This window comes from Peribacillus sp. S4 (genome assembly GCF_046715815.1).
GTDB lineage: Bacteria > Bacillota > Bacilli > Bacillales > DSM-1321 > Peribacillus > Peribacillus frigoritolerans.
In genome coordinates this window covers 634605-648838 of record NZ_CP175708.1, presented here as the reverse complement: position 1 = coordinate 648838, position 14234 = coordinate 634605, and the positions used below count along the sequence as shown (strand labels likewise).

Here is a 14234-nt window from a genome sequence, read left to right as displayed (position 1 = left end):
GTGAGCGTCTTTTGACAAACATTTATTTAAATACCGGTTCTTTGAATTGTGCCAATTTTTCCAATGAAGATTGCTGAACGTCTTTATGCAGGCTGTTTCCATGTGAATCCATGGTAACTACTGCAGTGAATCCTTCAACATTCAGATGCCACATTGCTTCTGGAATACCAAATTCAGTGAAGTTCACACCCTCGACGGATTTGATGCAGTCTGCATAATATTGAGCAGCCCCGCCGATTGCATTTAGATAAACGCCGCCGTGTTCACTTAATGCTTCTAGTGTTTTTGGTCCCATTCCGCCTTTACCGATAACTGCACGGATGCCGAATCGCTTCATGATATCGCCTTGGTATGGTTCTTCACGAATACTTGTTGTTGGTCCGGCGGCCTTCACATGCCATTTGCCCTCTTCATCCTTCAGCATAACTGGTCCACAGTGATAAATGATTTGTCCATCCAGGTCGATTGGTGCAGGATTTTCAGATAAGTGCTTGTGGATGGCGTCACGGCCTGTATACATTCTGCCGTTAATATGAACTACGTCACCCACTTTTAATTCACGGATTTGTTCTTCCGTGATTGGTGCTTGCAGGGTGATTTCACGGGAAGCTTCAACGTCCGATTCTGCAGCGGCTGCCACTTCATCCTTCGCTGCTTTTTCTGCTTCCAGAGCAAAGTCGATTTTCTCGCCTTCTTGATACAACCACTCATTGATTTCGCCTGTTTCAGGATTGACTTTCACTCCTAAACGGCGGAACGCCCAGCAGTTGTAAGCAACGGATACGAAAAAGCTTGCCGGAATACGGTGCATGACACCGATTTTACATCCAAGCAGTGTAGTTTCGCCGCCAAAGCCCATCGTGCCGATGCCCAATTCATTAGCAGTCTTCATGATGTAATCTTCAAGTTGACGAAGATCTTCATTCGGATTCACATCTTCATTACTGCGGAAAAGTTGAGCCTTAGCCAGATCATATCCGGATGAACGGTCCCCTCCGATACCCACGCCGATGAAGCCGGCACTGCAGCCTTGTCCTTGTGCTTGGTAGACAGAGTGAAGGATACATTTACGGATTCCGTCCAAATCACGGCCCGCTTTTCCCAATCCTTCAAGTTCCATAGGCAGGCTGTATTGGATGTTTTTATTTTCACAGCCGCCGCCTTTTAAGATGAGACGAACATCAATATAGTCTTTTTCCCATTGATCGAATTTAATGACAGGAAGACCTTCCCCAAGGTTATCCCCGCTATTTTCACCCGATAAAGAATCAACTGCGTTTGGACGAAGTTTTCCGCCTTTTGTCGCTAAAATGATTGCATTTCGAATTGCTTTTTTTATTTCAAGTTGGTTCACGCCAACTGGAGTTTTTATTTTGAAAGTCGGCAGACCAGTATCCTGGCAAATCGGTGATACATTGTCGTCAGCCATTGTAATATTATTCGTGATAGTGGTCAGGCTCAATGCAGAACGAGTACCTGCATTTTCACGTTGTTTTGCACTTTTGACCGCACGACGAACATCCTTTGGAAGATTCGTTGAAGTTTCAACGATAAGACTGTACATACTTTCTTGGAATTTTTGAATATCCAAATTTCTCTTCCCCCTCTTATTTCCCCTAGATTAGATTTAATCATTTCCCTGCTTCTCTATAAATAGTGAATGATTCACACCCGTTTTATTATACATCTAACATAATCTTTCGAAAACAAGTAATTATTTTTCTTAATGAACAGCAATTTAGAGAGAAATGAGTAAAGCGCCAGAAATAGCCCATATGTTAAATTTCATCACCAAACATTTCCATCAAAAAAGGACGACGAAGTTTCTCGTCATCCCTTCATGAATATTAACATTGAAAAAATCATACTATCGAAACAGATATTAGTCTTCGCGGGTTTTGAATTGTTCCACTTTGCCTTCCAAATCATCTATCATGCCGATTAAACGGTCTATATCTTCCAACTCCGTATTTTCCGGTTCGATATGATCAAGAACTTCCATGAACATCGTGAGGCGTTCTTTTAAGTATGTTAATTGTTCGTTTTTACCTGTAATGGATTTTCCCATGAGGCACTCTCCTTCCGTTCTTCTTTCATCGTAACGAAATCTGCTTGAAAGTGCAATGGCAAGCTATAAATGCAGCTCTCCGCCATTTGACAATTTTTGTCCCCATTGTTCATAATGGGTTAGTGCATTATTACGTAAGGAGTTTTAAATATGTCAATAATCAAGCAAGATCTTTTAACACCAATTACACCCAAGTATGATCCTTGGGAAGCATATATGGACGTTGAACAATATGGAAAACTCAGCCTTACCAATGTAGAGTTCACCACCACCACCCTTTGCAATATGCGTTGTGAGCATTGTGCCGTCGGTTACACACTCCAGCCCAAGGACCCGGATGCACTGCCTCTGGAATTACTGATCCAGCGCCTTGATGAGATCCCTTTGCTTCGCTCGCTCAGCATTACTGGCGGGGAACCGATGCTTTCAAGAAAACAAGTGAAGAATTATGTTTTGCCTCTATTGAAATATGCCCGTAGTCGCGGGGTCCGGACACAAATCAATTCCAATTTGACCCTTGACTTGGAACGGTATGAGGAAATCATTCCTTATTTGGATGTTCTCCACATTTCCCATAATTGGGGAACGATCGATGAATTCATTGATATCGGCTTTGCCATGATGGACCGAAAACCATCCCGGGAACAGCGAAAGAAATTATTTGATAAAATGATCGAAAATTCCCGTGCCCTGACAAAGGCTGGTGTACTGGTATCTGCGGAAACGATGCTTAATAAACGTACATTGCCTCATCTTGAGCATATACACAGGCAGATCGTCGATGAAATGGGATGTCAAAGGCATGAAATTCATCCGATGTATCCAAGCGATTTCGCTTCGGCACTTGAAACTTTATCACTGGACAAAATGCGTGAAGCGATTCATCATTTGCTTGATATCCGAGATGAAAATGTTTGGATGCTTTTCGGTACCCTGCCATTTTATCCTTGCAATAACAGTATAGAGGATATTAAGCTGCTTCAACGCCTTTATGGTTCACATAAAGTGACTGTGCGAAATGATCCTGATGGACGATCACGGTTGAACATCAATATTTTCACCGGGGAAGTGATCGTGACCGATTTTGGGGACGCGCCTACATTAGGGAATATCAAAGATCAGCCCTTGACCGAATCCTATGAAACATGGATGAATTCGAAACTGGCCAATGAATTGAATTGCCACTGCCCGGCAGTCAAATGTCTAGGCCCGAATGTACTCGTCAAAAATGCATACTACCCGAAAGAGGACTTCAGGATCAGAAAGTCAACCATATGAAGAAAAACTCGCCAATCCGGCGAGTTTTTCAATTTACCTGGGTTGCTGTGAGACTGTAAAACTGAAGGAAACATGGTCCTGAACCGGTATCCATGCACCGATGCCTTGGGAAGTGATGTTCTTTATCGTAATGGTTCTTTTATTTCCTTTTAGGTTCAAATACACTTCCCCATATGTGACCTTGCCTTTTTCATTTACGGCGGAAGCAAAACTGGATAAGTAACCAATCCTATTTGACGCAACATTGTATACTTGATCTTTTTTCGTACCAGCTCCAATGATCGTTTCAAAAGCCAAAGGCAAATTCGTTTTCTCGGTGGCTTTTAACAGCATCATCTTTTGAACATCCTCAGCCTTAGGAATTTTCGCCGTCAGACCGCCACTCACTGCCTTCTGACTTTCCTGGACATAACGGATCTTATATGGAACTTCACCGCCGCGATTATCATAGTAATTCGTATTGATTTTTTGGTATTCCCAGTTTGGTGCCGTTTCCGAAGACTCATAATTCAAGGCCCAATGACCAAGGTAAATGGTCGCCCTGTATCCAAAAGCAAGCGGGGCCTTTGCAATTGCGGATTCATTCAACATTTGGATGAGTTCTGGATTTTCAATCTTGATATCCGACGATTCGATCAATTGTTCGGCAAGATTACTTGGCTGCAGCATCGGAAGATCCTGGGTCGGGTTCGGATACGTATTCTCCTTTGCAATATTCAATACGGAAGGAGGAATATTCACCTTATTCGGATTTGCTTTGACTTCTGGTATATCTGCTGCAAAACTTACATTCGCCTGTATGAAGGCAATTAGGGCAATCATCGTAATAAGAATAGTTCTTCTCATGCTGTCGCACTCCTTTTGAGGGGTTCAATCATTTGTTTATAGATTTTGTTTTTAGCCAACATTCTATACATTTCATTCAGATTTCAACTTTGTAATGAATTTGTAAAGTTCAGAATATTTACTTTTCTCTTCAAATCGGTTATACTTAATTTACATTATAAAAAGGAGGCGAAATCGTTCATACCTATTAAACCTTCAGGAGGTATGCTTATCGAACAATCCATGACACCCTTTTAAAGGATGACAGAAAACGAATTCGCCAATACTTAAATCTGATGTAAAAGGATGGTGTGACACTCTAGAATATTTTCTCAACTTTTACAAAAGCATGATGAAAAATTTTGGAATAACTTATGAATGGTAATTTACTAATATAGAAATGACTCTGCTAAATCTAAACTGAGCAGAGTCATTTTTATTTTATTAAAAGAAAGACCTTCCACATCGGAAGGCCTGCATTCTTATAATAAATAAAATCCAATTCCCATAATGAAGTAAGCGGCCAATAAGGTAAGGCCTTCAAACCAGTTCGTTTCCCCGTCATTGGAAATCATGATCATCAAGAAGACTGCTGTAACCATGGAAATCAGTTCTGGCAGTGTGAAGACGAGCGGCATATGCGTTGGATACATTAACGAAATAAGTACGAGTACAGGAGCTACGAACATCGCTACTTGAAGCGTGGAACCGACGGCTATCTCCACTGCGACATCCATTTTGTTTTTATAGGCCATCATGACGGCGGACGCATGCTCTGCCGCGTTACCTACGATTGCAACGATAATGACACCGATGAATAACTCCGACCATCCGAAGGTTTCCCCCACTTCGCTGAACGTATGGACGAGTTTTTCCGATACGTACGCAACGGCCAATGTAGCGGCAGCAAGTATTATAATTGCCTTTTTCCTGCTCCACTCCGGTACCTCCTTTTCATGTTCCTCGGGTTTCTCCGTATGCTGATATACCCCGCGGTGAGTAACCAACTTAAAGAATAAAGCAGCAAGGTATAATAAGATCAATATAATGGAAATTCCTACACTTAACGACATCGTGCTTGATTCACTCATGTCTTGTGTGAATACTTCCGGTATGACAAAGGCTACAATAACCGCAAAAATCAATAGACCGGCATTATGCCTCGCATCGAATACATTAAACTTCTGCCGTTTGTATTTAGTCCCTCCGACAAAGAATGAAAGACCTGCCACCAACAATAAGTTCCCTAATACCGAACCAGTCAAAGAAGCCAACACGACCCCAACAAGCCCCGCCTTTAATGAAAAGATGGATATGATCAATTCCACCGCATTCCCAAAGGTTGCATTCAAAAGACCGCCAATCCTTGGTCCCATGACGATCGCTAAGCTTTCAGTCGCCCGGCCCATGAAGCCTGCAAGCGCGACGATTGTTAAGCAATATACGATGAACATGATCACACTCGGCCAATGCAATAATGACCCGATGACTGATATAGGGACGCCCAGCAGGACAAGTCCCAAAAATATTTTATTCACGATACTTCTCCTCACAATCTATAGTTCTTTTTATGTAACAAAAACTATCATACAAAATCTTCGGGCGATGACAAAGGAAAATTTTATCATCTTCTCTCTTCTTGTCAATATTTACCCAAATTTCTATTGCTTAATCCTCTTCCTAAGATGTAACATCAAGAAGGTATACATTTCTTAGGAGACATGATTTTATGAATAACAAATTGCTTTTTAGCGTTTTAATCTTAATTGTCGGCATATCGGGGTTTTCTCAAGGGATGCTTCTGCCGATCATTGCCATCATTTTTGAAAATGACGGAATTAGCTCATCACTGAACGGGTTTCATGCAGCCTCGCTTTATATTGGAATTCTGTTGATTTCCCCTTTTATGGAAGCACCGCTCCGCAAATACGGCTATAAGCCATTGATCATATTTGGCGGGATAACGGTCATTCTATCGCTTGCCTTATTTCCTGTTTGGAAATCATTCTGGTTTTGGTTTGTCCTTCGTTTCTTCATTGGTATCGGGGATCATACACTTCACTTTGCTACCCAGACATGGATCACTGCCATTTCACCAATAAAGAAGCGCGGAAGGAATCTTGCCATTTATGGACTTTTCTTCAGTCTTGGCTTCATGGTAGGCCCGCTGATGACGAAGCTTCTCGAGATTAATCAGTCTTTGCCTTTCATCATCACATCCATACTTAGCCTTCTCGCCTGGTCTGCTGTTTTCCTTATTAGAAATGAACTTCCTGAACAGGATGATTCTGAAAGCACATCATTCCTGGGCACACTCCAAAGGTTTACGAAAGTAAGCCGCATAGCTTGGGTCGCATTTTTACTTCCGTTCACATTTGGCGTGCTTGAGGCATCATTGAATAGCAATTTCCCTGTATTCGCCCTGCGCTCCGGAATCGATTTAACGGCAGTTTCCATCATCATTCCGGCATTTTCCGCAGGGACCCTGCTTACCCAGATTCCCTTAGGGATGATCAGTGACCGTTTTGGCCGGCGAAAGACCTTGCTGACGATCCTTTTTTCAGGGTTTGCGATATTCACGCTTGCAGGGATTTATTCCGATTCAGTACTTGGTCTATTCATCTGCTTTATGTTTGGCGGAATGATGGTTGGTTCGACTTTCTCGCTGGGAATCAGTTATATGGCAGATCTTTTGCCTCGAAACCTATTACCTGCAGGAAATTTATTATGCAGTATTTTCTTTAGTCTCGGCAGCATCGGCGGTCCATTTTTTGGCGGCCTGGTCATTGAACATATCAAAGGCGGGAATTTTTTCTACATGATTAGCATCATGCTTATCCTTGTCTTCATTTCATTGGCCATGTTTAAGGAGAAAATGCCTGCTTCAGTTATGTAATATAGTTTATTATCTGGACTACTTCTTTTATTATTCAATTTGAACGGATTTATCAAAAGTGCCTGTATAATGGAGATTCGATACTTTATATTTTTTACTAGATTAGAATCATTCTTCTTTATTTCTGAATAGGATATGTGGTAATATAATATTAACAAAAGGGACATCACCTTAATAAACCTTTGAAAACATTGCTGTCATCGCAATTACGGTGGCAGCTTTCATATTTTATCCAGAGAAATGACGTTGATTATCTTTCTCAATTAGATATAAAGTAAATGATAATCTATATCATTTACACAAAATAGAGAAGAATGTGGGAGGGAATCTTATGACTACAGATACTAAACATTTAACCCAATTGGCTACATGCAAAACCACTTGGTTGGAAAAAGCAAAACCTCATTTAGAACTTATTGCTGCATTATTCAGCGGTTTATTAATAGTTTTGGGCTGGGCCCTTTCAAAGAACGGAATGGAGGCCGCTTCCATCGTCATTTACTTAGCCTCTTTCTTGATTGGCGGATATGCCAAGGCAAAAGAAGGCATAGAAGATACGATTGCCGACCGGGAGTTGAATGTTGAGATGCTGATGATTTTTGCGGCCATCGGTTCTGCGGTCATCGGATATTGGACGGAAGGTGCCATATTGATTTTCATCTTCGCTTTAAGCGGCGCCCTTGAGACATACACGATGAATAAGAGCCATAAAGAAATTTCGGCACTTATGGACTTACAGCCTGAAGAAGCACTGCGCGTAACTAACGGATATGAAGAAACCGTGTCCGTTTCCCAACTGCATGTCGGGGATCTGATTTTAGTGAAACCAGGAGAAAGAGTTCCTTCAGATGGAAAAATCACGGACGGACGTACCAATATCGATGAAGCCGCCATTACAGGCGAATCCATACCAGTCAGTAAATCATTGGATGATGAAGTTTTCGCTGGAACGGTTAATCTCCGTGGTACGATTACCGTGGAAATCACCAAACCGGCAAGTGAAACTTTATTTCAAAAAATAATCACTCTCGTTCAATCCGCACAAAGTGAAAAGTCGCCTTCCCAGCTGTTCATTGAACGGTTTGAAGGAACTTATGTAAAAGTGGTATTGACGGTCGTCGGTTTGATGATGTTCGTACCCCATTTCCTATTGGAGTGGAGCTGGACCGAAACATTCTACAGAGCGATGATCCTGCTCGTTGTCGCTTCTCCTTGCGCCCTTGTGGCCTCTATTATGCCTGCTACACTTTCAGCCATTTCAAATGGTGCTCGTCATGGCATTTTGTTTAAAGGCGGCATCCATCTTGAGAATCTAGGTAACCTGCAGGCAATTGCTTTGGATAAAACCGGTACATTGACAAAAGGAAAACCAGAGGTAACGGATGTCATTATCCGCGAAGATTTAAACGAAGAAGATTTCTTATTTCACATTGCATCTGTTGAAAATTATTCGAACCACCCTTTGGCAACTTCGATCGTTCGTTATGCCAAAACGAAATTGCAAAGAGATATCATTAAACCGGTTAACATGGAAGATATCTCAGGTAATGGGGTTCAAGCATACATCAATGGCGTGCTTTGGCAAGTCGGAAAAGCTGATTTCGTCGGTCGCAGTGAAGCAGAACGATTCCAAAATGGCATTTCGCTGACATTGGCTGAACAAGGTAAGACAATCGTGTATGCTAAAGATGATCACGGAATTGCCGGTATACTCACTTTGAAAGATGTCGTGCGTGATGAAACCGTAACAGCCATCGAAGCTTTGAGGAATGAGGGCATCCATACCGTCATGCTGACAGGCGATGGTGAAAAAACGGCTAAAGCGATTGCCTTGGAGAGCCATATTGATGCATATATTGCCGAATGCCTGCCAGAAACAAAAGTGACTGAAGTGAAAAAGCTTAAAGAACATTTTGGCACTGTAGCGATGGTTGGGGATGGCATCAATGATGCACCTGCTCTGGCAACAGCATCTGTTGGAATTGCAATGGGTGAAGGAACGGATGTTGCCTTGGAAACAGCAGATGTCGTTCTGATGAAGAATGACCTGCCGCGCATCGCGGAAGCAGTCAAATTATCCAAGAAGATGAATCGGATCATCAAACAAAACGTCATCTTTTCCATTTCGGTCATCATGATCCTGATAGCATCCAATTTCCTTCAATTCCTGGACCTCCCATATGGCGTCATTGGCCATGAAGGAAGCACAATCCTCGTTATACTGAATAGCTTAAGACTTTTGAGAAACTAAACCATGAAAAAGGAGCCATCCAAGGCTCCCTTTTTTTATGTTCATTTAATGATATCCGTTCTTACCGTTTGCAGAACCTGATGTTTTATGGTTCGATCCTTTATTTTTTCCTTTTTGTTTTGTGCCGCCATCCTTTTTACTCATGAAAGAACTCCTCCTCTTTAAAAGTGGTCATTTCTTGAATAGTATCCGCAGCATGATAATCCGCTATTACGGAAACTCCAGGAAGCTCATGCACATTCTGGCTTTTTCCTTTCACTAATGAGCGCATTTATTTCCCCGCCCAGTATGATGATAAGGCCCGATAAATAAAACCAGACCATTAATACGATTATCCCTCCAAGACTTCCATATGTTGCGGAATAATTAGCGAAGTTCTCCACATAAAATGAAAACAAAAAAGAAGCCAGGCTCCATCCTGCCGTTGCAAAGATTGCACCAGGCAGTACGGTTATGCACTTTAGCTTAATGTTGGGCGCAATCCAATAAAGGATGGTGAACACAATTAAAAATACAAGCGTACTGACCACCCAGCGAAGTTGGTTCCAAATCGTAAGAAACTCATCGGATTGTCCAATTTCGGCAAATAGGAACACTCCGATCTGTTTTCCGAATACCGGCAGCAATAAAACGACAATAAAAACAAAAATCATCGCTAAAGTGAGAAGAATCGACATTCCCCGGGAAATAAAGAAAGTTCGACTTTCTTTTACACCATATGCATGGTTAAATGCTTTAATGATTGCATTCATCCCATTCGATGCCGACCATATCGTTCCTATGACACCAAACGACAATAATGTCCCATTCGCTTCCAACACTTCCGATAGGTTTGCTTCAATAATTTTCATCGAATCGTCAGGTGCATATGTACGGACGGTATTTAATATATCTTCTTGTGAAAATGGCAGATAGGCCAATAAAGTGAATAAAAAAATAAGTAACGGAAACAGGGAAAGTAAGAAGAAATAAGACAGCTGTGCGGCAAGCCCCGACACATCATCGACCTGTAACCGTTTTACCAAAGTCTTGAAGAATGAGCCTTTCAGCCATTCTTTTTTATTGGCCATACCCCCACCCCATTTTCTAATTTAAGGAAATTCGTTCGTGGTTTCTAGAAGACGGCTCTTCTTCCTCTGCAGTAAAAACTTCCTTCGTCTCCATCACCACTTGGGCAACTTGTGATGGAATATCTTTCATTTCCTCAACCTTTTGGGAAATGAAGGATACATCTTCGGAAATTTTTTCAACAGTGGAACGGACCTTGGATGATGTTTCACTTACTTGTGTAAGCACCCCATTGGGATTCTTCACGAATTCCTTCATATTACTCATGCAGCTTTTGCTGTTTTCCAATACAGAATAACGCGTTTGCTTGTCAAAAAGGCTTATTGCCGCCCCAGCTAACGCCCCAATAAAGACCGCTTGCATAAACTTACTTTTCTTGGCACACTTATATTCTTCTCGAATGTTGCTCATATATTCTCCTCCTCGTCATATATTAGTTGATGGAAAAGGGTAGCTCTCTCCATTATACAATGTTTAAAAAAGTTTTTTCCTATCTTTTCCCAAACTCTCTCACTTTAAAACGCAAAGATCACCAAGATTATCGGGGGTCAAGCTTCATATCCCACCCGAATACTCATTGACTTCCAGCGGTAATCATGCAAAGATGAAAATAATTTAGGAACGTATGAAAGGATGAAGGAAATGGATTTAAGACAAAACACAGCCGAAAGTGTCGAGTTTATGATCGAGGCAATCAAGGATAAATTAAAAGTAATGAACTTCGGTGCAATCAAATCAACTCATTTTGATATTGAAATGTACGAAGAATTGCACGATATTTATACAATGGTGATGAAAAAAACGAATTTCAGTGTCCGTGAAATGGAAGCGATCGCTGAAGAACTTGGAAGACTGCGTAATAAGTAACATTCAAATCCTCCCATACCGGTGAGGATTTTTTTCATTTTCAAAAAAATTCTGCTACATTTGATATAGAAATTGAAAACGGACAGGAGTTGTAGGCATGGTAGAAAGAAGAACGCCCATCAGCATCGCAGAAGCAGTGGAAAAAGTGATGAAGCATAAATTAACAGGACATGTGGAACTGATTCCCCTCGAGGACAGCCAAGACCGCTTTTTGGCTCAGGATATTGTAGCTACAAATGATGTTCCGCATTTTAACCGCTCCCCATATGATGGATTCGCCCTCAGGTCCAAGGATACTTCTGAAGGTTCCATAAATAACCCCCTCGAGTTCGAAGTGGTGGAGGAGTTGGCTGCGGGTATGGTATCGACTATTCCCGTTCAAAAAAATCAAGTGGCAAGAATCATGACTGGAGCCCAAATGCCAGCTGAGTGTGATGCCGTAATCATGCTTGAACTTACGAAGGAATTCGAAAAGGACGGAAAGAAGTACATATCATTTAAACGCTCACTTAAGGAAGGCGATAACGTTTCTTTTCAAGGCGAGGATGCAAAGAAAGGCGATGTTCTTGTAAAAAAAGGAACAGCGATCAATCCAGGGATCATCGGCTTGCTGGCAACATTCGGTTATGCCGAAGTGCCAGTTGCCAGGAAGCCTGTCGTCGGATTATTCGCTACGGGATCGGAACTGCTTGATGTTCATGAACCGTTGCAGCCTGGGAAAATCCGCAACAGCAACTCACATGCCATCTCCGCCCAAATTCGGAGGGCCGGGGGGGAAGTCCGTTTTTATGGAAAGCTTAAGGACGAATTCGAATTAAGCTATGAGGCCATTTCAACTGCGTTGGAGGAAGTGGATCTGCTCATTACAACAGGAGGAGTTTCTGTCGGTGATTTTGACCTTCTCCCGGATATTTATCAAAAGATTGGCGCCGTTGTATTATTCAACAAAGTGGCCATGCGCCCCGGCAGCGTGACGACCGTAGCGGTATATAATGACAAATTTTTATTCGGTTTATCCGGCAATCCATCCGCCAGTTATGTCGGCTTTGAACTATTTGCAAGACCGATCATCCGCACCATGCTGTTCTCGGAATATCCGCATTTAAGAAAAGAGACGGCCCAATTGGCAGAGGACTTCTTAAAACCCAATCCATTCTCACGTCTGCTTCGCACCCGATTATTTTACGAATCCGGCCAGTTGAAGGTAATTCCAAGCGGTGTGGATAAATCGAATATTACAACAAGCTTGGCAGGTGCCAATTCACTGACCGTCTTACCTGGGGGGACACGTGGTTTCCAAACGGGAGACTTCGTGGACATCCTGCTCCTCGATGATCAGGAAGGTTCCAAATGGCCTTGGTGAAGCCCTTTATTTTTCAGGTGGTTGGCTACCAAAATAGAGGAAAAACGACCTTCATAACGAATTTAATCAAAAAGCTGCGCGAATCAAAATTAGAGACAGCCGTTTTAAAACATCATGGACATGGCGGAAAACCAGATGTTACAGGCACGAAGGATTCCAATAAACACTTTCTTGCCGGGGCGGCCGCTTCACTTGTTGAAGGAGATGGAACAATCGAGCTGCTCGGCAAATTCAGGGGGAGCGCCCCTATCACTGAGCTGATTCAATTACTTTGTCTATTTCTCCCTGATGTGATTTTAATTGAAGGGTATAAGCAAGAGGATTTTCCCAAGGTCATTTTAATCAAGGAAGAAAGTGACCTCCCGTTATTGGAACGGCTTACCAATGTCAAGGCAGCGGTGGCTTGGCCCGAATGTCTTGAGCGAACCAGGAATCATGCTTCAGTACCTGTCTTCCCTTTGGATTCAGATCAATTCATTACATGGTTTTTAGAACAAATATGAAGGAGTGGGACAATGTTCATTCAATTCCCCATAGAAAAACGCCGTAAAATGATCGAAAGTATCCAAGAATATGTTTATCAGGAACATGGGAAGGAAATCGGTGAAATTGCTGCTGAAAATCACTTGCAGTTCATTTTCGAAAATATCGCTCCCTTTATTTACAATGAAGGGATCAAAGATGCTAAAAAAGTCATGGAGGACAGATTAGGAAATATCGAAGAGGATTTGTATTCATTGGAACGCCCCATTGATTAAAATGAAAAACAGCATCATAAACGATGCTGTTTTTTAATGTTCATTGTTCGGTTAGAATCAACGGACCGTTTTTCGTTATGGCAATCGTATGCTCATACTGAGCCGAGTATTTCCCATCTGCTGTGGATGCCGTCCATCCATTCGGATTCCGGCTTGCTTTATATGTACCTACGTTTACCATTGGCTCGATGGTGAATACCATTCCTTCCTTAAGACGCGGACCTTTATTCGGCAGTCCATAATGCGGAACCTGAGGCTCTTCATGAATGACATTCCCTATCCCGTGTCCGATGAAATCACGAACGACAGAGAAGCCTTCAGCTTCGACATATGTTTGTATGGCATGACCTATATCTCCAATCCGATTGCCTTCCACACTTACTTCAATTGCCTTATATAAAGATTCCTTCGTCACATTCACTAAATGTTCGGTTTCCTTTGAAACCTTACCGACCGTATACGTCCAAGCAGAGTCAGCAAGGGCCCCATTATAATTGACGACCATATCAATCGTTACGATATCTCCGTTTTTCAAAGGGGTCTTACGAGGGAAACCATGACAGATTTCTTCATTTATGCTGGCACATGTCGCATACTCATACCCTTTGTAACCCTTTTGTTCCGGCTTCGCACCATGTTTCTTTAAGAATCCTTCAACAAATTCTTCTATTTCCCATGTTGTCACACCAGGAACAATCAACTTTGCAATCTCCCTATGACAAGCTGCCAAAATTTTACCCGATTCATGCATCGCTTGAATTTCACGTGCAGATTTTAATACGATCAATCGTGACACTTCCTTTTTTATTCGTCTCTCCTTTTATTTTACTGCAAAGATTGAAGTATATGAATCCTTTAAA

The 14234-nt window shown here is 42.0% G+C and carries 14 protein-coding genes; 7 read left to right on the top strand and 7 right to left on the bottom strand.

Annotated elements, in window-relative coordinates; genetic code table 11:
• Positions 1 to 22: 22 nt before the first annotated feature.
• Both ACJ9PY_RS03100 and ACJ9PY_RS03095 read right to left on the bottom strand, forming a co-directional pair.
• Positions 23 to 1591 (bottom strand): fumarate hydratase, encoded by a 1569-nt coding sequence (locus ACJ9PY_RS03100; protein WP_034305659.1) that lies wholly within the window; start codon positions 1589 to 1591, stop codon positions 23 to 25.
• A 291-nt stretch (positions 1592 to 1882) separates the two neighbouring features.
• Complete coding sequence (locus ACJ9PY_RS03095) at positions 1883 to 2068, bottom strand: SE1561 family protein (protein WP_034305661.1); 186 nt, start codon at positions 2066 to 2068, stop codon at positions 1883 to 1885.
• A 150-nt stretch (positions 2069 to 2218) separates the two neighbouring features.
• On the opposite strand from ACJ9PY_RS03095, the gene yfkAB reads away from it, so the two are divergent.
• The gene (gene yfkAB, locus ACJ9PY_RS03090) at positions 2219 to 3346 is read left to right on the top strand and encodes a radical SAM/CxCxxxxC motif protein YfkAB (RefSeq protein ID WP_057278629.1); all 1128 of its coding nucleotides are present in this window, start codon (positions 2219 to 2221) and stop codon (positions 3344 to 3346) included.
• 33 nt (positions 3347 to 3379) lie between these two features.
• Here the strand turns inward: yfkAB and ACJ9PY_RS03085 are convergent, their stop codons facing one another.
• Together ACJ9PY_RS03085 and cax are read right to left on the bottom strand one after the other, a co-directional pair.
• Positions 3380 to 4192 (bottom strand): YfkD famly protein, encoded by an 813-nt coding sequence (locus ACJ9PY_RS03085; RefSeq protein WP_034305665.1) that lies wholly within the window; start codon positions 4190 to 4192, stop codon positions 3380 to 3382.
• 461 nt (positions 4193 to 4653) lie between these two features.
• On the bottom strand, positions 4654 to 5712 hold the full coding sequence (gene cax, locus ACJ9PY_RS03080) for a calcium/proton exchanger (protein WP_057278739.1): 1059 nt from the start codon (positions 5710 to 5712) through the stop codon (positions 4654 to 4656).
• Between the two features lie 188 nt (positions 5713 to 5900).
• On the opposite strand from cax, the gene ACJ9PY_RS03075 reads away from it, so the two are divergent.
• Both ACJ9PY_RS03075 and ACJ9PY_RS03070 read left to right on the top strand, forming a co-directional pair.
• Positions 5901 to 7067 carry an MFS transporter gene (locus tag ACJ9PY_RS03075; RefSeq protein WP_057278627.1) on the top strand — a complete coding sequence of 389 codons (1167 nt, stop codon included), beginning with the start codon at positions 5901 to 5903 and terminating at the stop codon, positions 7065 to 7067.
• A 331-nt stretch (positions 7068 to 7398) separates the two neighbouring features.
• Positions 7399 to 9318 (top strand): heavy metal translocating P-type ATPase, encoded by a 1920-nt coding sequence (locus ACJ9PY_RS03070; protein WP_145506761.1) that lies wholly within the window; start codon positions 7399 to 7401, stop codon positions 9316 to 9318.
• Positions 9319 to 9548: 230 nt separating this feature from the next.
• Here the strand turns inward: ACJ9PY_RS03070 and ACJ9PY_RS03065 are convergent, their stop codons facing one another.
• Both ACJ9PY_RS03065 and ACJ9PY_RS03060 read right to left on the bottom strand, forming a co-directional pair.
• Positions 9549 to 10388: a YihY/virulence factor BrkB family protein gene (locus tag ACJ9PY_RS03065; protein WP_063577426.1), complete on the bottom strand. Its 840-nt coding sequence runs from the start codon at positions 10386 to 10388 to the stop codon at positions 9549 to 9551.
• Between the two features lie 16 nt (positions 10389 to 10404).
• On the bottom strand, positions 10405 to 10797 hold the full coding sequence (locus ACJ9PY_RS03060) for a YtxH domain-containing protein (RefSeq protein ID WP_098865699.1): 393 nt from the start codon (positions 10795 to 10797) through the stop codon (positions 10405 to 10407).
• A 231-nt stretch (positions 10798 to 11028) separates the two neighbouring features.
• On the opposite strand from ACJ9PY_RS03060, the gene ACJ9PY_RS03055 reads away from it, so the two are divergent.
• From ACJ9PY_RS03055 to ACJ9PY_RS03040, 4 genes are all read left to right on the top strand, one after another.
• Complete coding sequence (locus ACJ9PY_RS03055) at positions 11029 to 11253, top strand: DUF1128 domain-containing protein (RefSeq protein ID WP_057278623.1); 225 nt, start codon at positions 11029 to 11031, stop codon at positions 11251 to 11253.
• A 97-nt stretch (positions 11254 to 11350) separates the two neighbouring features.
• Positions 11351 to 12616: a gephyrin-like molybdotransferase Glp gene (gene glp / locus ACJ9PY_RS03050; RefSeq protein WP_098865698.1), complete on the top strand. Its 1266-nt coding sequence runs from the start codon at positions 11351 to 11353 to the stop codon at positions 12614 to 12616.
• Entirely contained in the window at positions 12604 to 13119 is a 516-nt protein-coding gene (gene mobB / locus ACJ9PY_RS03045) for a molybdopterin-guanine dinucleotide biosynthesis protein B (protein WP_278088561.1), read from the top strand. The genes glp and mobB overlap by 13 nt, the downstream gene beginning before the upstream one ends.
• Before the next feature lie 12 nt (positions 13120 to 13131).
• On the top strand, positions 13132 to 13374 hold the full coding sequence (locus ACJ9PY_RS03040) for a DUF2164 domain-containing protein (protein WP_034305676.1): 243 nt from the start codon (positions 13132 to 13134) through the stop codon (positions 13372 to 13374).
• A gap of 40 nt (positions 13375 to 13414) precedes the next feature.
• Here the strand turns inward: ACJ9PY_RS03040 and map are convergent, their stop codons facing one another.
• Positions 13415 to 14161 carry a type I methionyl aminopeptidase gene (gene map, locus ACJ9PY_RS03035; protein ID WP_411739459.1) on the bottom strand — a complete coding sequence of 249 codons (747 nt, stop codon included), beginning with the start codon at positions 14159 to 14161 and terminating at the stop codon, positions 13415 to 13417.
• Positions 14162 to 14234 lie beyond the last annotated feature (73 nt).

Bases quoted from the DNA above. Each gene is read 5' to 3' on its own strand.
- ACJ9PY_RS03095 (WP_034305661.1), bottom strand. From the start codon at position 2,068: ATGGGAAAATCCATTACAGGTAAAAACGAACAATTAACATACTTAAAA.
- yfkAB (WP_057278629.1), top strand. From the start codon at position 2,219: ATGTCAATAATCAAGCAAGATCTTTTAACACCAATTACACCCAAGTAT.
- ACJ9PY_RS03085 (WP_034305665.1), bottom strand. From the start codon at position 4,192: ATGAGAAGAACTATTCTTATTACGATGATTGCCCTAATTGCCTTCATA.
- ACJ9PY_RS03075 (WP_057278627.1), top strand. From the start codon at position 5,901: ATGAATAACAAATTGCTTTTTAGCGTTTTAATCTTAATTGTCGGCATA.
- ACJ9PY_RS03070 (WP_145506761.1), top strand. From the start codon at position 7,399: ATGACTACAGATACTAAACATTTAACCCAATTGGCTACATGCAAAACC.
- ACJ9PY_RS03065 (WP_063577426.1), bottom strand. From the start codon at position 10,388: ATGGCCAATAAAAAAGAATGGCTGAAAGGCTCATTCTTCAAGACTTTG.
- ACJ9PY_RS03060 (WP_098865699.1), bottom strand. From the start codon at position 10,797: ATGAGCAACATTCGAGAAGAATATAAGTGTGCCAAGAAAAGTAAGTTT.
- ACJ9PY_RS03055 (WP_057278623.1), top strand. From the start codon at position 11,029: ATGGATTTAAGACAAAACACAGCCGAAAGTGTCGAGTTTATGATCGAG.
- glp (WP_098865698.1), top strand. From the start codon at position 11,351: ATGGTAGAAAGAAGAACGCCCATCAGCATCGCAGAAGCAGTGGAAAAA.
- mobB (WP_278088561.1), top strand. From the start codon at position 12,604: ATGGCCTTGGTGAAGCCCTTTATTTTTCAGGTGGTTGGCTACCAAAAT.
- ACJ9PY_RS03040 (WP_034305676.1), top strand. From the start codon at position 13,132: ATGTTCATTCAATTCCCCATAGAAAAACGCCGTAAAATGATCGAAAGT.